13 protein-coding genes are annotated in these 17,625 nt (G+C 69.1%); 8 read left to right on the forward strand and 5 right to left on the reverse strand.

Annotated elements, in window-relative coordinates:
- Nucleotides 1–3: 3 nt before the first annotated feature.
- The gene (locus ABDW31_RS20965) at nt 4–351 is read right to left on the reverse strand and encodes a hypothetical protein (RefSeq protein WP_184722426.1); all 348 of its coding nucleotides are present in this window, start codon (nt 349–351) and stop codon (nt 4–6) included.
- 366 nt (nt 352–717) lie between these two features.
- Here ABDW31_RS20965 and ABDW31_RS20970 point away from each other — a divergent pair, with 366 nt between their 5' ends.
- From ABDW31_RS20970 to ABDW31_RS20980, 3 genes are all read left to right on the forward strand, one after another.
- A complete protein-coding gene (locus ABDW31_RS20970) occupies nt 718–1,893 on the forward strand; it encodes a phosphoserine transaminase (protein ID WP_184722423.1) in 1,176 nt (391 codons plus the stop codon).
- Between the two features lie 112 nt (nt 1,894–2,005).
- A complete protein-coding gene (serA, locus tag ABDW31_RS20975) occupies nt 2,006–3,586 on the forward strand; it encodes a phosphoglycerate dehydrogenase (RefSeq protein WP_184722421.1) in 1,581 nt (526 codons plus the stop codon).
- Nucleotides 3,587–3,678: 92 nt separating this feature from the next.
- Nucleotides 3,679–4,050: a VanZ family protein gene (locus ABDW31_RS20980; protein WP_184722419.1), complete on the forward strand. Its 372-nt coding sequence runs from the start codon at nt 3,679–3,681 to the stop codon at nt 4,048–4,050.
- Between the two features lie 10 nt (nt 4,051–4,060).
- Here ABDW31_RS20980 and ABDW31_RS20985 read toward each other — a convergent pair whose 3' ends face one another.
- Nucleotides 4,061–5,113, reverse strand: coding sequence for a hypothetical protein (locus ABDW31_RS20985; RefSeq protein WP_184722418.1), 1,053 nt, complete (start codon nt 5,111–5,113; stop codon nt 4,061–4,063).
- Nucleotides 5,114–5,299: 186 nt separating this feature from the next.
- Here ABDW31_RS20985 and ABDW31_RS20990 point away from each other — a divergent pair, with 186 nt between their 5' ends.
- Genes ABDW31_RS20990 through ABDW31_RS21000 form a run of 3 tightly spaced genes read left to right on the forward strand, consistent with a single transcriptional unit; the run spans nt 5,300 to nt 10,783 of the window.
- Nucleotides 5,300–6,088: a protein imuA gene (locus tag ABDW31_RS20990; RefSeq protein ID WP_184722416.1), complete on the forward strand. Its 789-nt coding sequence runs from the start codon at nt 5,300–5,302 to the stop codon at nt 6,086–6,088.
- Nucleotides 6,003–7,541 (forward strand): DNA polymerase Y family protein, encoded by a 1,539-nt coding sequence (locus tag ABDW31_RS20995; protein WP_184722414.1) that lies wholly within the window; start codon nt 6,003–6,005, stop codon nt 7,539–7,541. Before ABDW31_RS20990 ends, ABDW31_RS20995 begins: the two co-directional genes overlap by 86 nt.
- The gene (locus ABDW31_RS21000; protein WP_184722412.1) at nt 7,538–10,783 is read left to right on the forward strand and encodes an error-prone DNA polymerase; all 3,246 of its coding nucleotides are present in this window, start codon (nt 7,538–7,540) and stop codon (nt 10,781–10,783) included. The genes ABDW31_RS20995 and ABDW31_RS21000 overlap by 4 nt, the downstream gene beginning before the upstream one ends.
- A gap of 6 nt (nt 10,784–10,789) precedes the next feature.
- Here ABDW31_RS21000 and ABDW31_RS21005 read toward each other — a convergent pair whose 3' ends face one another.
- Complete coding sequence (locus ABDW31_RS21005; protein WP_184722410.1) at nt 10,790–11,173, reverse strand: hypothetical protein; 384 nt, start codon at nt 11,171–11,173, stop codon at nt 10,790–10,792.
- A gap of 159 nt (nt 11,174–11,332) precedes the next feature.
- On the opposite strand from ABDW31_RS21005, the gene ABDW31_RS21010 reads away from it, so the two are divergent.
- Complete coding sequence (locus ABDW31_RS21010) at nt 11,333–13,435, forward strand: acetylxylan esterase (protein ID WP_184722408.1); 2,103 nt, start codon at nt 11,333–11,335, stop codon at nt 13,433–13,435.
- 464 nt (nt 13,436–13,899) lie between these two features.
- Here the strand turns inward: ABDW31_RS21010 and ilvD are convergent, their stop codons facing one another.
- Complete coding sequence (gene ilvD / locus ABDW31_RS21015; protein ID WP_184722406.1) at nt 13,900–15,753, reverse strand: dihydroxy-acid dehydratase; 1,854 nt, start codon at nt 15,751–15,753, stop codon at nt 13,900–13,902.
- A gap of 98 nt (nt 15,754–15,851) precedes the next feature.
- Between ilvD and ABDW31_RS21020 the strand changes: the two genes are divergently transcribed.
- Nucleotides 15,852–16,745 (forward strand): LysR family transcriptional regulator, encoded by an 894-nt coding sequence (locus ABDW31_RS21020; RefSeq protein ID WP_184722404.1) that lies wholly within the window; start codon nt 15,852–15,854, stop codon nt 16,743–16,745.
- Nucleotides 16,746–16,877: 132 nt separating this feature from the next.
- Here ABDW31_RS21020 and map read toward each other — a convergent pair whose 3' ends face one another.
- Nucleotides 16,878–17,624 carry a type I methionyl aminopeptidase gene (gene map / locus ABDW31_RS21025; protein WP_184722402.1) on the reverse strand — a complete coding sequence of 249 codons (747 nt, stop codon included), beginning with the start codon at nt 17,622–17,624 and terminating at the stop codon, nt 16,878–16,880.
- Nucleotide 17,625 lies beyond the last annotated feature (1 nt).

Raw genomic sequence — 17,625 nt, forward strand, 5'->3', positions numbered from 1 at the left:
TAATCAGCCAACTTGGGTCATCGGGACGACTTCGGCGCTGCCGGTGGGGGCGCTGAGGTCGTCTTCCTTCCAGACGCCGGTGTCGGTGACCGGAATCGCGAAGCGATCGCGCAGGGCGTCCAGCTTCAGGTGACCCGCGGCGATGTCCTTCTGGGCGGCGCCGACGGCGGCTTGAGCGCCGTGGATGTGGTTCATCACGCTCTGGGCCACGGTGGCCGAGATGTTCAGCTCGCGACGCAGCTGGACCAGATCGCCTTCAAGGCTGCCGGCCAGCAGTTTCACGTCTTCGAGAGCCGCTTCAAGCCGGTGCAGCTTGGTTTGCGCAGCGGAAGCCAAAAACACGTTTTCCATGGGAAGGTCCCCGACCCGGTTAACAACGTATTAACCTTAACAGAATGTAAAATCGTGTCGCTACCGGAAACGGGTTCTTGCGCCCTTATGTCGCAAATTTAATATTGCGCGCCAAGCGTGTACTTCCGTTAGGTTTGCAACCTGTGAAATACTCTGTTTTGGAATTCGCTTCGTAGGCGAAGATCGATCTATGCCTCGATCCACTTGTGGGTCCCATTTTCGGCAAGCTTGTGCCGCCAGGGGCGGGGTTGGGCGGCGATCGCGACAAATCTCTCCTTGCAATCGGCCGCGAAACGAGGTTCTTCGCCGGCGGGCCACATCCCCCCAACGGGATGCAGTCCATCTGTAAGGATGGGAGACATCGCTATGACTACGACCCTCGCCAAGCCGGCAATCCGTCCGGCTCGCCCCGAGTTCTCTTCTGGCCCCTGCGCCAAGCGCCCCGGCTGGACCCCCGAAAATCTGCAGAACGCCGTCCTCGGCCGCTCGCACCGTTCGAAGCTGGGCAAGGCGCGTCTGAAGGCCGCCATCGACCAGACGCGCGAAGTGCTGGAAGTGCCCGCGGACTTCCTGATCGGCATCGTCGCCGGTTCGGACACCGGCGCCGTCGAGATGGCCCTGTGGTCGATGCTGGGCGCGCGCCCGGTGCAGCTGATGGCCTTCGAGTCGTTCGGCAAGGACTGGGTCACGGACGTCACCAAGCAACTGAAGCTGCCTGACGTGGAAGTGCTGAGCGCCCCGTACGGCCAGCTGCCCGACACCACCAAGGTCGATCCGGCCAAGGATCTGGTCTTCACCTGGAACGGCACGACCTCGGGCGTGCGCGTGCCGAACGCCGACTTCATCTCGGCCGACCGTGAAGGCATCACCATCTGCGACGCCACCAGCGCCGCCTTCGCCCAGGACCTGGACTGGGCCAAGCTCGATGTCGTGACCTTCTCCTGGCAGAAGGCGCTGGGCGGCGAGGGCGCGCACGGGATCCTGATCCTGTCGCCGCGCGCCGTGGCCCGCCTGGAAAGCTACACGCCGGCCTGGCCGATGCCGAAGCTGTTCCGCATGACCAAGAACGGCAAGATCGCCGCCGACATCTTCGAAGGCGCGACGATCAACACCCCGTCGATGCTGTGCGTGGAAGATGCTCTGGACGCCCTGAAGTGGGGCGCCTCGATCGGCGGCCTGCAGGGCATGCAGGCCCGCGCCGACCAGAACCTGGCCGTGCTGGCCGACTGGGTCGCCAAGACCGAGTGGGTCGACTTCCTGGCCGCGACGCCGGAGATCCGCTCCAACACCTCGGTGTGCCTGAAGGTCGTCGATCCCAAGATCGCGGCGCTTTCGGACGACGCCCAGGCCGACTTCGCCAAGAAGCTGGCCAGCCTGCTCGAGAAGGAGGGCGCGGCCCTCGACATCGGCGGCTATCGCGACGCCCCGGCCGGCCTGCGCATCTGGTGCGGCGCCACCGTCGAGGCTTCGGACCTCGAGGCCCTGACGCCCTGGCTCGACTGGGCCTTCGCCACCGTCTCGGCCGAACTGGCCACCGCGTAAATCTGCGTCCGCCCTCCCCCTCGCGGGGAGGGTCTAGGCGGCCGACGCCGCCACTCCACGCCCCCATTGCGCCTTTCCGAAGCCGGAAGGCCCGAGAAATCAGAGAGCTCCCATGACCGCTCCCCGCGTCCTCATCGCCGACAAGCTGAGCCCCGCCGCCGTCGACATCTTCAAGAACCGCGGCGTCGACTTCGACATCAAGGTCGGTCTGTCGAAGGACGAACTGATCGCCGTGATCGGCGACTATGACGGCGTCGCCATCCGCTCGGGCGCCAAGCTCGACAAGGACGTTATCGCCGCCGCCCACAAGCTGCGCGTCATCGCCCGCGCCGGCATCGGCGTCGACAATGTCGACATCCCGGCCGCCACGGCCAAGGGCATCGTCGTGATGAACACGCCCTTCGGCAACTCGATCACCACGGCCGAGCACGCCATCGCCATGATGTTCGCCCTGGCCCGTCAAATCCCCGCCGCCGACGCCTCGACCCAGGCCGGCAAGTGGGAAAAGAACCGCTTCATGGGCGTGGAGCTGTATGCCAAGACCCTGGGCCTGATCGGCGCCGGCAACATCGGCGGCATCGTCGCTGATCGCGCTCTGGGCCTGAAGATGAAGGTCGTCGCCTACGACCCCTTCCTGTCGCCGGAACGCGCCGTCGAGATCGGCGTCGAGAAGGTCGAGCTGGAAGAGCTGCTGGCCCGCGCCGACGTCATCACCCTGCACACCCCGCTGACCGACAAGACCCGCAACATCCTGTCGGCCGAGAACCTGGCCAAGACCAAGAAGGGCGTGCTGATCGTCAACTGCGCTCGCGGCGGCCTGGTCGATGAAGCCGCCCTGCGCACCCTGCTGGACGACGGCCATGTCGGCGGCGCGGCCTTCGACGTGTTCGTCACCGAGCCGGCCAAGGAAAACCCGCTGTTCGGTTCGGACAAGGTCGTGGCCACCCCGCACCTGGGCGCCAGCACCAGCGAAGCGCAAGAGAACGTGGCCCTGCAGGTCGCCGAGCAGGTCAGCGACTACCTGCTGACCGGCGCGGTCACCAACGCCCTGAACAGCCCGTCGATCACCGCCGAAGAAGCCCCCAAGCTGAAGCCGTTCGTGGCCCTGGCCGAGAAGATCGGCGCCCTGGCCGGCCAGATGGTCGACTTCGGCATCAAGGCCATCGACATCGCCTTCGAGGGCGAGGCCTCCAAGCTGAACGTCAAGCCGATGACCTCGGCCGCCCTGGCCGGCGTGCTGAAGCCGATGCTGGCCGAGATCAACATGGTTTCGGCCCCGGCCGTGGCCAAGGATCGCGGCATCACCGTCTCGGAAAGCCGCCAGGAAGTCAGCCCCACCTATGACAGCCTGATGCGCGTGACCATCACCACCGAGAAGGGCAAGCGCGCCTTCGCCGGCACGGTGATCGCCGGCGCCCCGCGCATCGTCGAGGTCAAGGGCATGGAGCTGGACGCGGGCTTCTCGCCGGCCATGCTGTACATCAACAACCTGGACAAGCCGGGCTTCATCGGCGCCCTGGGCATGCTGCTGGGCGAGGCGGGCGTCAACATCGCCACCTTCAACCTGGGCCGCCTGTCGGCCGACGAGGACGCGATCGCCCTGGTCGGCGTCGACCAGGCCCCGACCGCCGAGCTGCTGGGCAAGATCCAGGCCCTGCCGCACGTGAAAGAAGCGCGCGCGCTGACGTTCTGAGGATAGCGGCGTCTTCGCCTGGAAGACGCCGTCATCCGATGTCTTTAGAGGGGGAGCTCCAGTGGAGCTCCCCCTTCTCGTATCAGGAAGCCATGTCCCTGCTCATTCCCCGCAAGATCCGCTGGTCGGGCCTGATGGTATTCATCGCCGCCACGATCTTCACCCTGTACGCGGCGGTCGCGCCCGGCGACGACACCGCCGGCCTGATCCCGTGGGACAAGGCCAAGCACTTCATCGTCTTCTACGGCCTGACCTTCCTGGCCACGATGGCCCTGCCTAAGAGCCGGCCATGGAAGATCGGCGCTGTGCTGCTGGCGTTCGGGATCGCCATCGAGATCATCCAGGGGCTGCCGATCGTCGGCCGCGACTGCGACGTGTTCGACGTGGTCGCCGATGGGCTGGGCATCGGTTTCTTCTTCGGCCCGATCATCGTCACCCGCTGGATGAACGCGGACGAGGCCTAGGGCCCCCGGCTTAGGGGCGGTTGAAGAACTGGCCGTACATGCCGATCACCGCGTCGCGGGTCGGGCCCAGATAGTCGCCGTTCATCGGGTTGAAGGCGATCGCCCCGCGCCAGTGCATCTGGAACTCGAAGCGGTCGGTCTGGGCGCCCCATTCCCCCTCGGCTTCCATGGTCAGGAACTCGACCAGCGGGATCTTCGGGGCCAGGATCAGGTCGGGGCCGACATTGTCCAGCACCCAGCGGTGATGGATGAAGCCGCGATAGGGGCTCTCGGGCCGCAGGGATTCCAGGTAGCGCGACGGTACGCAGACATAGCCGGCGTCGGCGATGCGCGGCAGCATCTCCAGCGCCATGGCCGGATAGGCCAGGTCTTCCAGGGTGTGAGAGCAGATCGCGTAGGAGAAGCGGCCGTGCTTGGCCACATGGCGCAGCACCTCGTCCCAGCTGCGGCTGTCGTTGAAATTACCGCGGAAGTGCAGGGGCGCGACGGCGCAGTCGCCCATGTCGAAGGTGGCGTTCAGCACCTCGCCCGACCACGGATTCGCCGCGGCGCCCACGTCGATGACGCTGAAGTCCGGGTTCTTGGCCTTCTGGTCTCGCAGATAGTCCATCAGCGGGCCGTGGCCGTGCAGCGGGCCATAGCGATAGTTCTGGGTCGGGCGGCGCACGGCGCGCTCGAACAGGAACGTCTGGCTCTGGACGTCGGTGACCTGGGCGGTGCGGAAGCCCATCGCCGCCAGCTGGGCCAGCACCGGCTCGGCGCGGGCCGCATCGGCCAGCGGGATCTGGATGAGGATATAGTCGGCCTGGCGCAGCACGGCCTGGCCGCCGCTCAGGATGTCGAGCGCCGAGCCCTGGGCGTCGATCCGGACGAAGTCGAAGCGATGGCCGGCGAAAGCGTCGTCCAGTCCAGCCGCCTGATCGGGCGCGATCAGGGTGGGGACGCAATCGGGGAAGGTTTGCAGCAGGCCTTGGGTGGCGGCGCCCGCATCGGGGCCGACATCGAGCAGGGTGCGGGGCGAATAACCCTGGAAGCGCAAGCCTTCTAGGACGTCGGGGTTCATGGCTTCCTCGATGCAGGGCCCGGAGAATCAGGGCGTGCGGCAGTCTCGCACAATTGGCCCAGCTCGCCAGAACGTAGGTCTGCAAAGGCGCGATCGATCGAGGGCTGTACTGGCTTCGACGCCACCGGCCCCGACTCCTCCAGCCTTGACTCTCCCGGCGCGCAGGATCAGAACAAAATAAGAACAATGGAGTTGGGAATGGCCGGATCGCGCGAGGCGCGTCTTGCGGCCCTGAGAGGCCGGATCGCCGCGATCGAAGCGGGGACTCGGACTCCGACTCCGGTCCTGCCGTTCGGCGATCCGGCCATCGACGGCTGCTTTCCGGGCGGTGGTCTGCCGCTGGGCGGCTGGCACGAGGTGACGGGCGCGGGGCTGGAGGACGAGACCTGCGCGGCCCCGGCGGCCTTCGTCGGCCTGCTGCTGCGACCGCTGGTCAAGACCGGAGCCATCGTCTGGGTTGCCCGACGCAGCGACCTCTTCGCGCCAGGCCTGTTCGGTCTGGGCTTCCCGGCCGAGCGGCTGATCCAGGTCCGCACCCGCGACGAGGCCGAGACCCTGTCGGTGCTGGAGGACGCCCTGTCGACGCAAGGGGTCGCCGCGGCCGTCGGCGAGGCCGAGGCCCCGGACCTGACCGCCGGCCGCCGCCTGCAGCTGGCCTGCGAGCGGCGGGGCGGTTTCGGGGTAGTGCTGCACCGAAGACCTTATGGCGGGGCCCGGCGGCAGGCGGCGTCCAGCTCGGCCTCGTTCAGCCGCTGGCGGATCGGACCGGCCCCCGCGCCGCCCCCGGCCGACGATATCGGTCTGGGCCTGCCGCGCTGGCGGGTCGAACTGGAACGCTGCCGGGGCGGACGCGCCGGCGGCTGGATCTTGGAACAACAGGAGGCCGGCCATGGCCCGCATCCTTTCCGTCTGGTGTCCCAACTGGCCGATCACGACATGGCGCCGGCGGAACCCGGGCTACGTAAAACCGGCTGACGCTGGCCCCCCCTTCGCCCTCCTCGTCTCCGAGGCCGGAACCCGCCGCCTGGCCGCCGTCGACGACACGGCCCGAGCCTTGGGCCTGCATCCCGACCAGAAGGCCGCCGACGCCCTGGCCCTGGTCCCGACCCTGGTGACCTTCGACCACGACCCGGCCGCCGACCGGGCGGCGCTGGAGGGCTTGAGCGACTGGCTGGTCCGCTTCTCGCCGGCTGTGGCCATCGACGGGACCGACGGCCTGTTCCTGGACATCACCGGGACCGACCACCTGTGGGGCGGGGAGGGCGAGATGCTGGTCGACCTGGTGGCGCGGCTGGCGCGCTGGGGCGTGCCGGCGCGGGCGGCGATCGCCGACACCGCCGGCGCGGCCTGGGCCCTGGCGCGCTTCGGCGACGACCTGGCCATCGCTGCGCCCGGCGAGCAACGCGCGGCGATCGAGAATCTGCCTGTCGCCGCTTTGCGCCTGGAGGACGCCGCCGAGGCCCAGCTGCCGCGCCTGGGGCTGCACCATGTCGGCCAGCTGCTGACCCTGCCGCGCGCCCAGCTGGCCAAGCGCTTCGGCCTGGCCGCGACCCTGCGTCTGGACCAGGCCCTGGGCATGGCCGCCGAGGCCCTGACCTTCCGCCGCCCGGCCAATCCCTGGTCCGACCGGGTGGCCTTCTTCGAGCCGATCAGCGCGCTCGAGGACCTGGCCCGCGTGGCCGGCGACGCCCTGGCCTTGATCTGCGCGCGGCTGGAGGCCGAGGGACGCGGCGCCAAGCGGTTCGAGGTCGTGTTCCACCGCCTGGACGGCAAGGCCTTTCCGGTGCGCGCCGGCCTGGCCCGGATCGGCCGCGACGCCCGGCGGCTGACCAAGCTGATCGTCCCCAAGCTGGACAAGGTCGATCCGGGCTTCGGCGTCGAGGTCGTCACCGTCCACGCCTACGCCGTCGAGCCCCTAGCCGCCGCCCAGGACCGCCTGGACGCCGAGACGGGTGCGACCCTGGACGAGACCCTGGCCCCGCTGATCGATCGCCTGGTCAACCGCCTGGGCGAGAACCGCGTCTGGCGCGCCGATCCGCATGAGAGCCATGTCCCCGAACGCGCGGTGGTCCGCAACGCCCCACTGGACCCGCCGGCCGCCGCCCAGTGGGATCCCGACCGCCCGCGTCCGGTGCGGCTGTTCAAGCGTCCCGAGGCGATCACCGCCCTGGCCAAGGTCCCCGACGACCCGCCGGTGCAGTTCACCTGGCGCGGCCGCTCGCACCGCATCCGCCGCGCCGAAGGTCCTGAACGCATCGGCCAGGAATGGTGGCGCGCCGGCGTGGGCGAAACCGACACCGGCCCGGGCAAGATCCGCGACTACTACCGGGTCGAGGACGACGCGGGCGGACGGTTCTGGATCTATCGGCAGGGCTTCTACGACGGTGATGAAGCGCCGAAGTGGTGGATCCATGGGCTGTTCGGATGAGCCACGCCTATGCCGAACTCCAGGCCACGACCAACTTCTCGTTCCTGCGCGGGGCCTCGCACGCGCAGGAGCTGGCGATCGCGGCCGAAGCGCTGGGGCTGTCGGCCATCGGGATCACCGACCGTAACAGCCTGGCCGGGGTCGTGCGCGGCTGGACGGCGGCCAAGAAGCGCAACGTCCGGGTGCTGACCGGCTGCCGGCTGGACTTCATGGACGGTACGCCCAGCCTGCTCTGCTACCCCACCGACCGGGAAGCCTTCGGCCGCCTGACCCGCCTGCTGACCGTGGGCCAGCGCCGCGCGAAGAAGGGCGAGTGCCACCTGTCGTGGCAGGACTTTCTGGACCATTCCGACGGCCAGCTGGGCTTGATCGTGCCGCCGACGGTGCTGGACGAAGCCTTCGAGCGCGACCTGGCCCGCATGGCCGGCGACCTGCGCGGCCGGGCCTGGCTGACGGCCAGCCGGGGCTATGCCGCTCGCGACCTCAAGCGCCTGTCGCGGCTGGATGAGCTGGGCCGCACGGCGGGGGCGCCGATCGTGGCGACCAACGACGTGCTCTATCACGGCCCCGAGCGGCGGCCGCTGCAGGACGTCATCACCTGCGTGCGCGAGCACTGTACGATCCAGGAGGCCGGCTTCCACCTGGAGGCTAATGCCGAGCGCCACATCAAGTCGCCGCCCGAAATGGCCCGCCTGTTCGAACGCTGGCCGCGCGCGGTGGAGCGGAGCGTGGAGATCGTCGAGCGGATCGGTTTCGACCTCTCCCAGCTGAACGAGGAATATCCCGACGAGCCCGTGCCGCCGGGCAAGACGGCGATGCAGCACCTGACCGACCTGACCTGGTCCGGGGCGGCGTGGCGCTATCCGCAAGGCGTGCCCGACAAGGTGGCCGCCCAGCTCAAGGAAGAGCTGCGGCTGATCGCCAAGATGGACTATCCCAACTACTTCATCACGGTGCACGACATCGTCCGCGAGGCCCGCAGCATGGGCATCCTGTGCCAAGGGCGCGGCTCGGCGGCCAATTCCTCGGTCTGCTACTGCCTGGGCGTGACGGCGATCGACCCGACCGAGCACCGCCTGTTGTTCACCCGCTTTATCTCCGAGAACCGGGATGAGCCGCCCGACATCGACGTCGACTTCGAGCATGAGCGGCGAGAGCTGGTGATGCAGTATGTCTATGAGCGCTATGGCCGGGAATACGCCGCCATCTGCGGCACGGTGATCCACTACCGCCCGCGCAGCGCCATCCGCGATGTCGGCAAGGCCCTGGGTCTGACCGAGGACGTCACCGCCCTTCTGGCCAATACGGTGTGGGGCAGCTGGGGCTCGGGCCTGCCGGAAGAACACCTGCGCAATGCCGGCCTGGACCCGACGGCGCCGGAGATCGCTCGCGCGGTGGGGCTGGCCACCGAACTGATGGGCTTCCCGCGGCACCTGTCGCAGCACGTCGGCGGCTTCGTCCTGACCAAGCGGCGGCTGGACGAGACCGTGCCGATCGGCAATGCGGCCATGAACGACCGCACCTTCATCGAATGGGACAAGGACGACATCGACAGCCTGAAGCTGATGAAGGTCGACATCCTGGCCCTGGGGATGCTGAGCGCCATCCAGCGGGCCATGACCATGCTGCGCGACGACCACGGCCAAGCGCATATCCGGGACCTAGCCGACATCCCCAAGGAGCTGCCCGGCGTCTACGACATGTTGTGCAAGGCCGACAGCATCGGCGTCTTCCAGGTCGAGAGCCGGGCGCAGATGTCCATGCTGCCCAGGCTGAAGCCTCGGGTGTTCTATGACCTGGTCATCGAGGTGGCGATCGTGCGGCCAGGGCCGATCCAGGGCGACATGGTCCATCCCTATCTTCGGCGGCGGCAAGGGCTGGAGGAGCCCGAATGGCCTGAGCCGTCGCCCGAGCACGGCGACAAGGACGAACTCAAGGGCATCCTGGGCGACACCTTGGGCGTGCCCCTGTTCCAGGAACAGGCGATGAGCCTGGCCATCACGGCCGCCAAGTTCACGCCTGAAGAGTCCGATGGTCTGCGAAAGGCCATGGCGACGTTCCGCGACCTCGGCGATCCGGCCGAATACCGCGAGAAGTTCGTCGAGGGCATGGCTTCGCGCGGCTATCAGCGCGACTTCGCCGAGCGGTGCTTCAAGCAGATCGAGGGCTTCGGCCACTACGGCTTTCCAGAGAGCCACGCGGCGTCGTTCGCCAAGCTGGTCTACGTCTCGGCCTGGATCAAATGGGCCTGGCCGGACGTGTTCTGCGCGGCGCTGATCAACTCCCAGCCCATGGGTTTCTACCAGCCGGCCCAACTGGTGCGCGACGCGCGCGAGCACGGGGTCCAGGTGCTGCCGCCCGACATCCTGACCAGCGACTGGGACTGCAGCCTGGAGCCGCTGACGGCCGGCTTCCGCGCGCCGCGCATCCGCGACGACAAGATCGCCTGCCAGGAGACCCGGCCGCACTGGAAAGCCGTCCGCCTGGGCTTCCGCCAGATCAAGGGGCTGAAGAAGGCCGACATGGCGGTGTTGGTCTTCGCCCGTCAGGAAGGCGCCCGCACGCCCGCCGAGTTCGCCCAGGGCGGCGTGCCGCAGCGGGCCCTGGAGCTGTTGGCCGAGGCCGACGCCTTTGCTTCGATCGGCCTCTCCCGCCGCGAGGCGCTGTGGGCGGTGAAGGGGCTGAAGGGCGAGCACAAGGCCCCGGTCCAGGCGCCGCTGCTGGCCGGACTGCCGCTGTTCGAGGACAAGGTCGCCCTGCCGGCCATGGGCGCGCCGCAGCAGGTGGCCGAGGACTATCGCACCACCAGCCTGTCGTTGAAGGCTCACCCTGTCGGCTTCTACCGGCCGATGCTGACCCGGCGCGGGGTGATCACGGCCGAGCAGCTGATGGACGTGAAGGACGGCCGCAAGGTGTCGGTGGCGGGCCTGGTCCTGATCCGCCAGCGGCCGGGCACGGCCAAGGGCGTGGTGTTCGTGACCCTGGAGGACGAGACGGGCGTGGCCAATGCGGTGGTCTGGAAGGACCGTTTCGACGCCGACCGCAGCGTGGTGATGACCGCCTCGTTCCTGGTCGTGCACGGCCGGGTGCAGAAGGCCGAGGGCGTCATCCACGTGGTGGCCGAGGGCTTCACCGACCTGTCGGCGCACCTGTCGACCCTGCGCGACGAGCCGGGCGCGCCGGCGCCGCGCGTGCGCCAGAAGGTGTCCGGCCGCCTGCTGCGCAGCCGCGACTTCCACTGAGAAGGCTTAGAACGGCAGGACTCTATCCTGGGGCGGGCACAGCCGCGCCGGTGTCGTATGGGACGCGATCTTCGTCACCAGGCCCCTGTCGTCGAGTGCGATGATGGACCGATGGGGGCACGGATCGATCCATCGGACTGGCAGGACGCAGCGCGTCTGGGTCCCGTCAGGCGCGAAGCATTTCGGATCGCCATCGCAGCGGCCGAATGCGTCGGCGGCGTAGCACTGGACCTGATTGGGAAAACGGGCGCCGCATTCGGCTGCGAAGCCAAGAAGGTCGCGGCACGATCGGGCGGGGACTCGGGGAGCCGGGACGATCTGGCCCTCGACCGGCAGGGGCGGGGTCGCCGTGACCGCCAGCAGAAACGCCATCGCCGCCATCGCGCCCATCGTGTCGCTCCCCTTCGCGTAACTGAAGGTTGCATGGCCAATGCGGCGGGAAAAGGCCCGTCGGACGGTCCGCCAGGCCTTCCCCTGGCGGCGCAGGCGGCTAACCTGACCGTGGCGGCGACCGGGCGACAACGATCCGCGCGCTGGCCGGGAGGAGACATGAAGCTTGCCCCTGTGAGCGCCGCGCGTATGGCGGCCCTGATGGTCTTGGTCGCGGCGACGCCCGCCGCCGCCCAATCTCCCGAGACCGGCCGCGCCGAACTGACCCGCTATCTGGACGGCCTGGCGCGCGGTCACCTGAAGGCCCGCGCGGCCGAGGTCGCCGGGCTGAAGACGGCGGCGCAGGCAGACGCCCGCAAGGCTCGCAACCGCGCCAAGCTTCTGGACCTGATCGGCGGCCTGCCGCCGGCCGCGCCGCTGTCGTCGGTCAAGACCTGGGGCGTGGTCGAGGAGGACGGCTTCCGGCTGGAGAAGATCACCTACGACAGCACGCCCGGCTATCCCGTCACCGCCCATGTCTATGTGCCGACGGGCCAGGGGAAGGGAGCGTTCCCGGCCATCATCGCCTCGCCTGGCCATAGCCCCGACGGCAAGCTCAGCAACCGCGACTTCGCCGCCAACCTGGCGCGGGCCGGCATCGTGGTGCTGGCCTATGACATCGTCTCCGAGGGCGAGCGGCTGCAACACTACGATCCGGATCTCGCCGCCTCCAAGGTGGGCCGGCCGACCGGAGAGCACAGCCTGGCCGCCTGGCAGGTGGCTCCGACCGGCGACCACGTCTCGCGTTACTTCATCCAGGACGCCGTGCGCGGGCTGGACTATCTGGCCGCGCGACCGGACGTCGATCCCCAGCGGCTGGGGGCGTTCGGCTGCTCGGGCGGCGGCACGCTGACGGCGTTCCTGTCGGCGCTGGACGACCGGGTCAAGGCGACGGCCACGGCCTGCTATGTCAACGACTTCGACCACCTGCTGGCCACTGTCGGACCGCAGGATGGCGAGCAGTCGATCCCTGGCTTCATCGCCGCGGGTCTCGACTTGCCCGACCTGATCGAGATGGCCGCGCCGCGTCCCTATGCGGTGGTCTCGACGACCGAGGACATGTTCCCCCTGGCCGGGGCGGGCGCGGCCTTCGAGGAGGCCAAGCGCGTCTATCGCCTGTATGGCGCGCAGGACAAGATCACCTGGATCCAGGGCCCGGGCGGCCACGGCGCGCTGGCCCCGATCGCCCCGGACATCGTCGCCTTCTTCACCCGCTGGCTGAAGGACGAGCCGGCCAAGCGGCCGTTCACCCCGCCGCCGCGCCTGGCGCCCGAGCGGCTGCTGGTGACGCCAACCGGCCAGGTCTCGACCGCGATCGGCGGCGAGACGATCCAGAGTTTGAGCGCGGCTCGGGCCAAGCAGGTCGCGGCGCAGCGTCCGACGGTGGCCTCAGCCGCCGACCTTGCGGCCCTGCGCCGGCGGCTGGCGGCCGACATCCGTGCAGTGACCTTCGCCAAGGCCAAGCCGGGCGGCCCCGCGCCCCAGGTCCAGGTCGGGGCGGACGGACGCTTCCGCCTGCCGGTCGCCGAGGGCCAGGCGGTCGACGCGATCCTGAACACCCCCGAGGGCGGCGGCCGCAAGCCGGCGGTGCTGCTGCTGACCCGTCAGCCTGAGACGGTGAAGGCCGAGGCCGCGCGGCTGGCCAAGGCCGGCCACGTGGTGCTGACCCTGGTTGCGCGCGGGGCGGGCGGCACGGAGGAGATCAAGGCCGCGGTGGTGGGCGACTGGAACCTGCTGGCGACCCGCGCCCTGCTGGTCAACCGCACGCCGCTGGGCCTTCGCCTGGACGATGCGGTCACGGCCATGGACTGGCTGGCGGCCCGTTCCGACGTCGATGCCAAGGCGATCACCGTCTATGGCGTCGGGCCCCTGGCGCCGGTGGCCCTACACCTGGGGGCGGTGGATGAGCGCGCCGCGGCGATCTATGCCGAGGGCGGGCTGACCGCCTTCCGCATGGCCGTGGAACAGCCGATCCAGCGCGAGCTGCCCGAGGTGCTGCCGCCCGGCGTGCTGCGCCGCTACGAGCTGGCCGACCTGGCCCTGGCGGCGTTCCCGCGGCCGGTGACCTTCGTCAACCCGGCCGACGCGGTGGGGACGCCTCTGAAGCAGGCCGCCTTCGACCAGGAACTGGCCTTCGTCCGCGCCGCCGACCAGGCGCTGGGCCAGCCCGACCGGGTGCGGTGGACCTGGCGCGCGGCCCGCGGGCCGCTGCCTCTGCCCTGACACCGCTTCGGCTCATGTTTGAACTATACCGTCCAACGACAGGCTTCCTAGCGGCAAGCGAGAAGAATACGCGATGAGCAGGGCGGTTCGACCGACCACGAGAGCAGACCTCGAGCGCCTGTCGGATACGGGGCTGCGAGCCTACATCGTCGACACGAAGGGCCGTGTCGATGCGATGACGAAAGCGACGCTGCGAAAGGTCTATGCAACCAGCTGCGCATCGCCGAAACGGTGATGGCCGAGCGGAAAAACGCCTGAGGCTTCCACTCAATCCCTCTCTCATAGAGAGAGGGAGGGACCCGCGCCGTAGGCGTGGGAGGGTGAGAGGTTACACCGCTAGCCGGTGAAAACTCTGACCCTGTGATTGTCTAGTCAGTACCTTGTCCGGAAAGGGTGAAACCTCTCACCCTCCCATGCTGCGCATGGGCCCCTCTCTCTATGAGAGAGGGGCTTCGGCAGTAGCCCTACTTCCGCTCCACCTGGCTGACGTCGCGGACCGCGCCCTTGGCGGCGTTGGTGGTCATGGCGGCGTAGGCGCGCAGGGCGGGGGAAACCTCGCGCTTGCGGTCCAGGGGCTTCCACGCGTCCTTGCCGCGGGCCTCTTGCGCGGCTCGGCGTTCGGCCAGGACGGCGTCGGAGACTTCCAGGGTGATGCCGCGGTTGGGGATGTCGATCAGGATGCTGTCGCCGGTCTCCACGAGGGCGATCAGGCCGCCTTCGCCGGCTTCGGGCGAGACGTGGCCGATCGACAGGCCCGAGGTGCCGCCCGAGAAGCGGCCGTCGGTGATCAGGGCGCAGGCCGCGCCCAGGCCCTTCGATTTCAGATAGGTGGTCGGGTACAGCATCTCCTGCATGCCCGGGCCGCCCTTGGGGCCTTCGTAGCGGATGACCACGACCTCGCCGGCCTTGACCTGGCCGCCCAAGATGCCGCTGACGGCGGTCTCCTGGCTCTCATAGACGCGGGCCGTGCCCTGGAAGGTCAGGATCGACTCGTCGACCCCAGCGGTCTTCACGATGCAGCCCTCGGGGGCCAGATTGCCGAACAGCACGGCCAGGCCGCCGTCCTTGGAGAACGGGTGCTCGACCGAGCGGATGACGCCCTTCTCGCGGTCCAGGTCCAGGTTCTCCCAGCGGGCGGCCTGGCTGAAGGCGACCTGGGTCGGCTTGCCGCCCGGCGCGGCGCGGAAGAACTCGTGGGCGGTGGCGCTGTTGGTGCGGCCGATGTCCCAGCGGGCCAGGGCCTCGGCCATGGTCGCGGCGTGGACGGTGGGCTGGCTGGTGTCGATCAGACCGCCCTTCTCCAGTTCGCCCAGAATGGCCATGACGCCGCCGGCGCGGTGGACGTCCTCCATGTGCACGTCGGCCTTGGCCGGCGCGACCTTCGAGAGACACGGCACTTTCCGCGACAGGCGGTCGATATCGGCCATGCCGAAGTCGACCCCGCCCTCGCTGGCGGCGGCCAAGAGGTGCAGCACGGTGTTGGTCGAGCCGCCCATGGCGATGTCCAGGCTCATGGCGTTCTCGAACGCGGCCCGGGTGGCGATACCGCGCGGCAAGGCGGTGGCGTCCTCCTGGACGTACCAGCGCTCGCACAGATCAACGACCAGGCGGCCGGCTTCCTTGAACAGGGCTTCGCGGTCGGCGTGGGTGGCCAGGACCGAGCCGTTGCCGGGCAGGGACAGGCCCAGGGCTTCGGTCAGGCAGTTCATCGAGTTGGCGGTGAACATGCCCGAGCACGAGCCGCAGGTCGGGCAGGCGGCCTTCTCGATCGCGGTGACTTCCTCGTCGGTGTACTTGTCGTCGGCGGCCACGACCATGGCGTCGACCAGGTCCAGCGCCCGGATCGCGCCCTTCACCTGCACCTTGCCGGCCTCCATCGGACCGCCCGAGACGAAGACCACGGGGATGTTGAGGCGCATGGCGGCCATCAGCATGCCGGGGGTGATCTTGTCGCAGTTGGAGATGCAGACGATGGCGTCGGCGCAGTGCGCGTTGACCATGTACTCGACGCTGTCGGCGATCAGCTCGCGGCTGGGCAGCGAGTACAGCATGCCGCCGTGACCCATCGCGATGCCGTCGTCGACGGCGATGGTGTTGAACTCCTTGGCCACGCCGCCGGCGGCCTCGATCTCGCGGGCGACCAGCTGGCCCAGGTCCTTCAGGTGCACGTGGCCCGGGACGAACTGGGTGAAGCTGTTGGCCACGGCGATGATCGGCTTGCCGAAGTCCTCGTCCTTCATGCCGGTGGCGCGCCAGAGGCCGCGGGCGCCGGCCATGTTGCGGCCGTGGGTGGAGGTGCGCGAGCGATAGGGAGGCATGTCGGTCAATCTCAATGTCGGCTGTGGGGTCTTTTACGCCGGGCTGTGTCGATCGAAAAATATATTAGTGCGCGCCAATTAGGTCGTAGAACGACAGAATGGACGTTCGTCAGTTCCGCCACTTCGCCGCCGTCGCCCAGACCCTGCACTTCGGCCGGGCCGCCGAGCGGCTGCGCATGACCCAGCCGCCGCTCAGCCAGTCGATCCAGGCGCTGGAGAAGGAGCTGGGCGCGCCCTTGTTCGTGCGCACCAAGCGCAGCGTGCGCCTGACCCCGCTGGGCGAGCAGTGGCTGCCGCAGGTGCTGGACGCCCTGGCCGCCGTCGACGCCTTGCCCGACACGGCGCGTCGGCTGCGCGATGGCCAGACTGGCTACCTGACCCTGTCGTTCGTCAGCACAGCCGACTACAGCGTGCTGCCCGATCTGGTCCGCCGCTATGCCGAGGCCTTTCCGGGGGTGGAGATCCGCCTGGTCGAGGCGACCAGCGACTTGCAGATCCCTGCCTTGGTCGCCGGCGAGCGCCACGCCGGCATCGTCATCCCGCCGCCGGATCGTGAGCTGCCGGCGCCGTTGGTCTATCGCCGGCTGGTCTCCGAGCCCTTGGTCGCCGCCGCCCCGGCCGCGTGGATCGACGACGGTCGGCTGCCGTTGCGGGGTGGGGTGCTGGCGCCAGAGGCCCTGCTGGACGCGCCACTGGTGCTGTTTCCCCGCAATGTGGCGCCAGCCTTCCACGACCTGGTGACCGGCTATTTCGAGGCCCTCGGCCGCCCGGCCCGGATCGTCCAGGAGGCGATCCAGATGCAGACCATCATCAGCCTGGTCTCGGCGGGGTTGGGGGTAGCGCTGGTCCCGGCGAGCTTGCGTAACCTGGCGCGGGCTGGGGTGGCCTATGTGGATCTCGAGGACGCACCGGTGCTGGAGACGGGCTTGGCCTGGCGACGGGACGACGAGGCGCCGACGTTGCAGGGGTTGTTGGGGTTGGTTGAAGGATAGCGCCCCCTCCGTCGCGCTTCGCGCGCCACCTCCCCCGTTTCACGGGTGAGGAGGAAGCGGCTCTCATCCTGCCCCGCTTGCGGGGGAGGTGGCGCGGCGCCGATAGGCGACGTGACGGAGGGGGCGCTTTCCCTAGACCAGCGTCAGCACCAGCGGGCCGTTCCGGGTCGCCACCAGGGTGTGCTCGTACTGCACGGTGGGCTGCTTGCCCAGCGGGCGCAGGGTCCAGCCGTCGTTCAGTTCCTCGACGTGGTTCGCGCCCAGCGACAGGAAGGGCTCGATGGTGAAGACCAGGCCCTCGGGGATGGTGCGGCGGTCGCGGGGTTCGTGCCAGGTCGGGATCTCGCGCGGCTCGTCGTGCAGCGACAGGCCGACGCCGTGGCTGGCCAGGTTGCGGACCAGGCTGTAGCCGTGCTGGTCGGCGAAGCGCTCGATCGAGCGGCCGACCTCGTTCAGCTTGCCGCCCGGACGCACTGACCGGATGCCGGCCCACATCGCCCGCCGGCCGTCGCGGCACAGTTTTTCGATGCGCTTGGTCGTGGGCGGCACGGAGAAGCTGGCGCCGGTGTCGCCGAAATAGCCGTCCAGCTCGGCCGAGACGTCGATATTGATCAGGTCGCCGGCCTTGACGACCGTGTCGCCCGGAATGCCGTGGGCGCAGTCCGGACCCACCGAGATGCAGGTCGCGCCCGGGAAGTTGTAGGTCAGTTCCGGCGCCGAGCGCGCGCCCTCGGCCTCCAGCAGCGCGCGGCCGATATCGTCCAGCTCGCGGGTCGTCATGCCCGGCTCCAGCGCCTTGCCCATGGCCTCCAGGGTGCGGGCCACCAGGTTGCCGACGGTGCGCAGCTTCTCCAGCTGGTCCTCGTTCTCGATGGTCATT

Source organism: Caulobacter sp. (assembly GCF_039596335.1).
Lineage (GTDB): Bacteria > Pseudomonadota > Alphaproteobacteria > Caulobacterales > Caulobacteraceae > Caulobacter.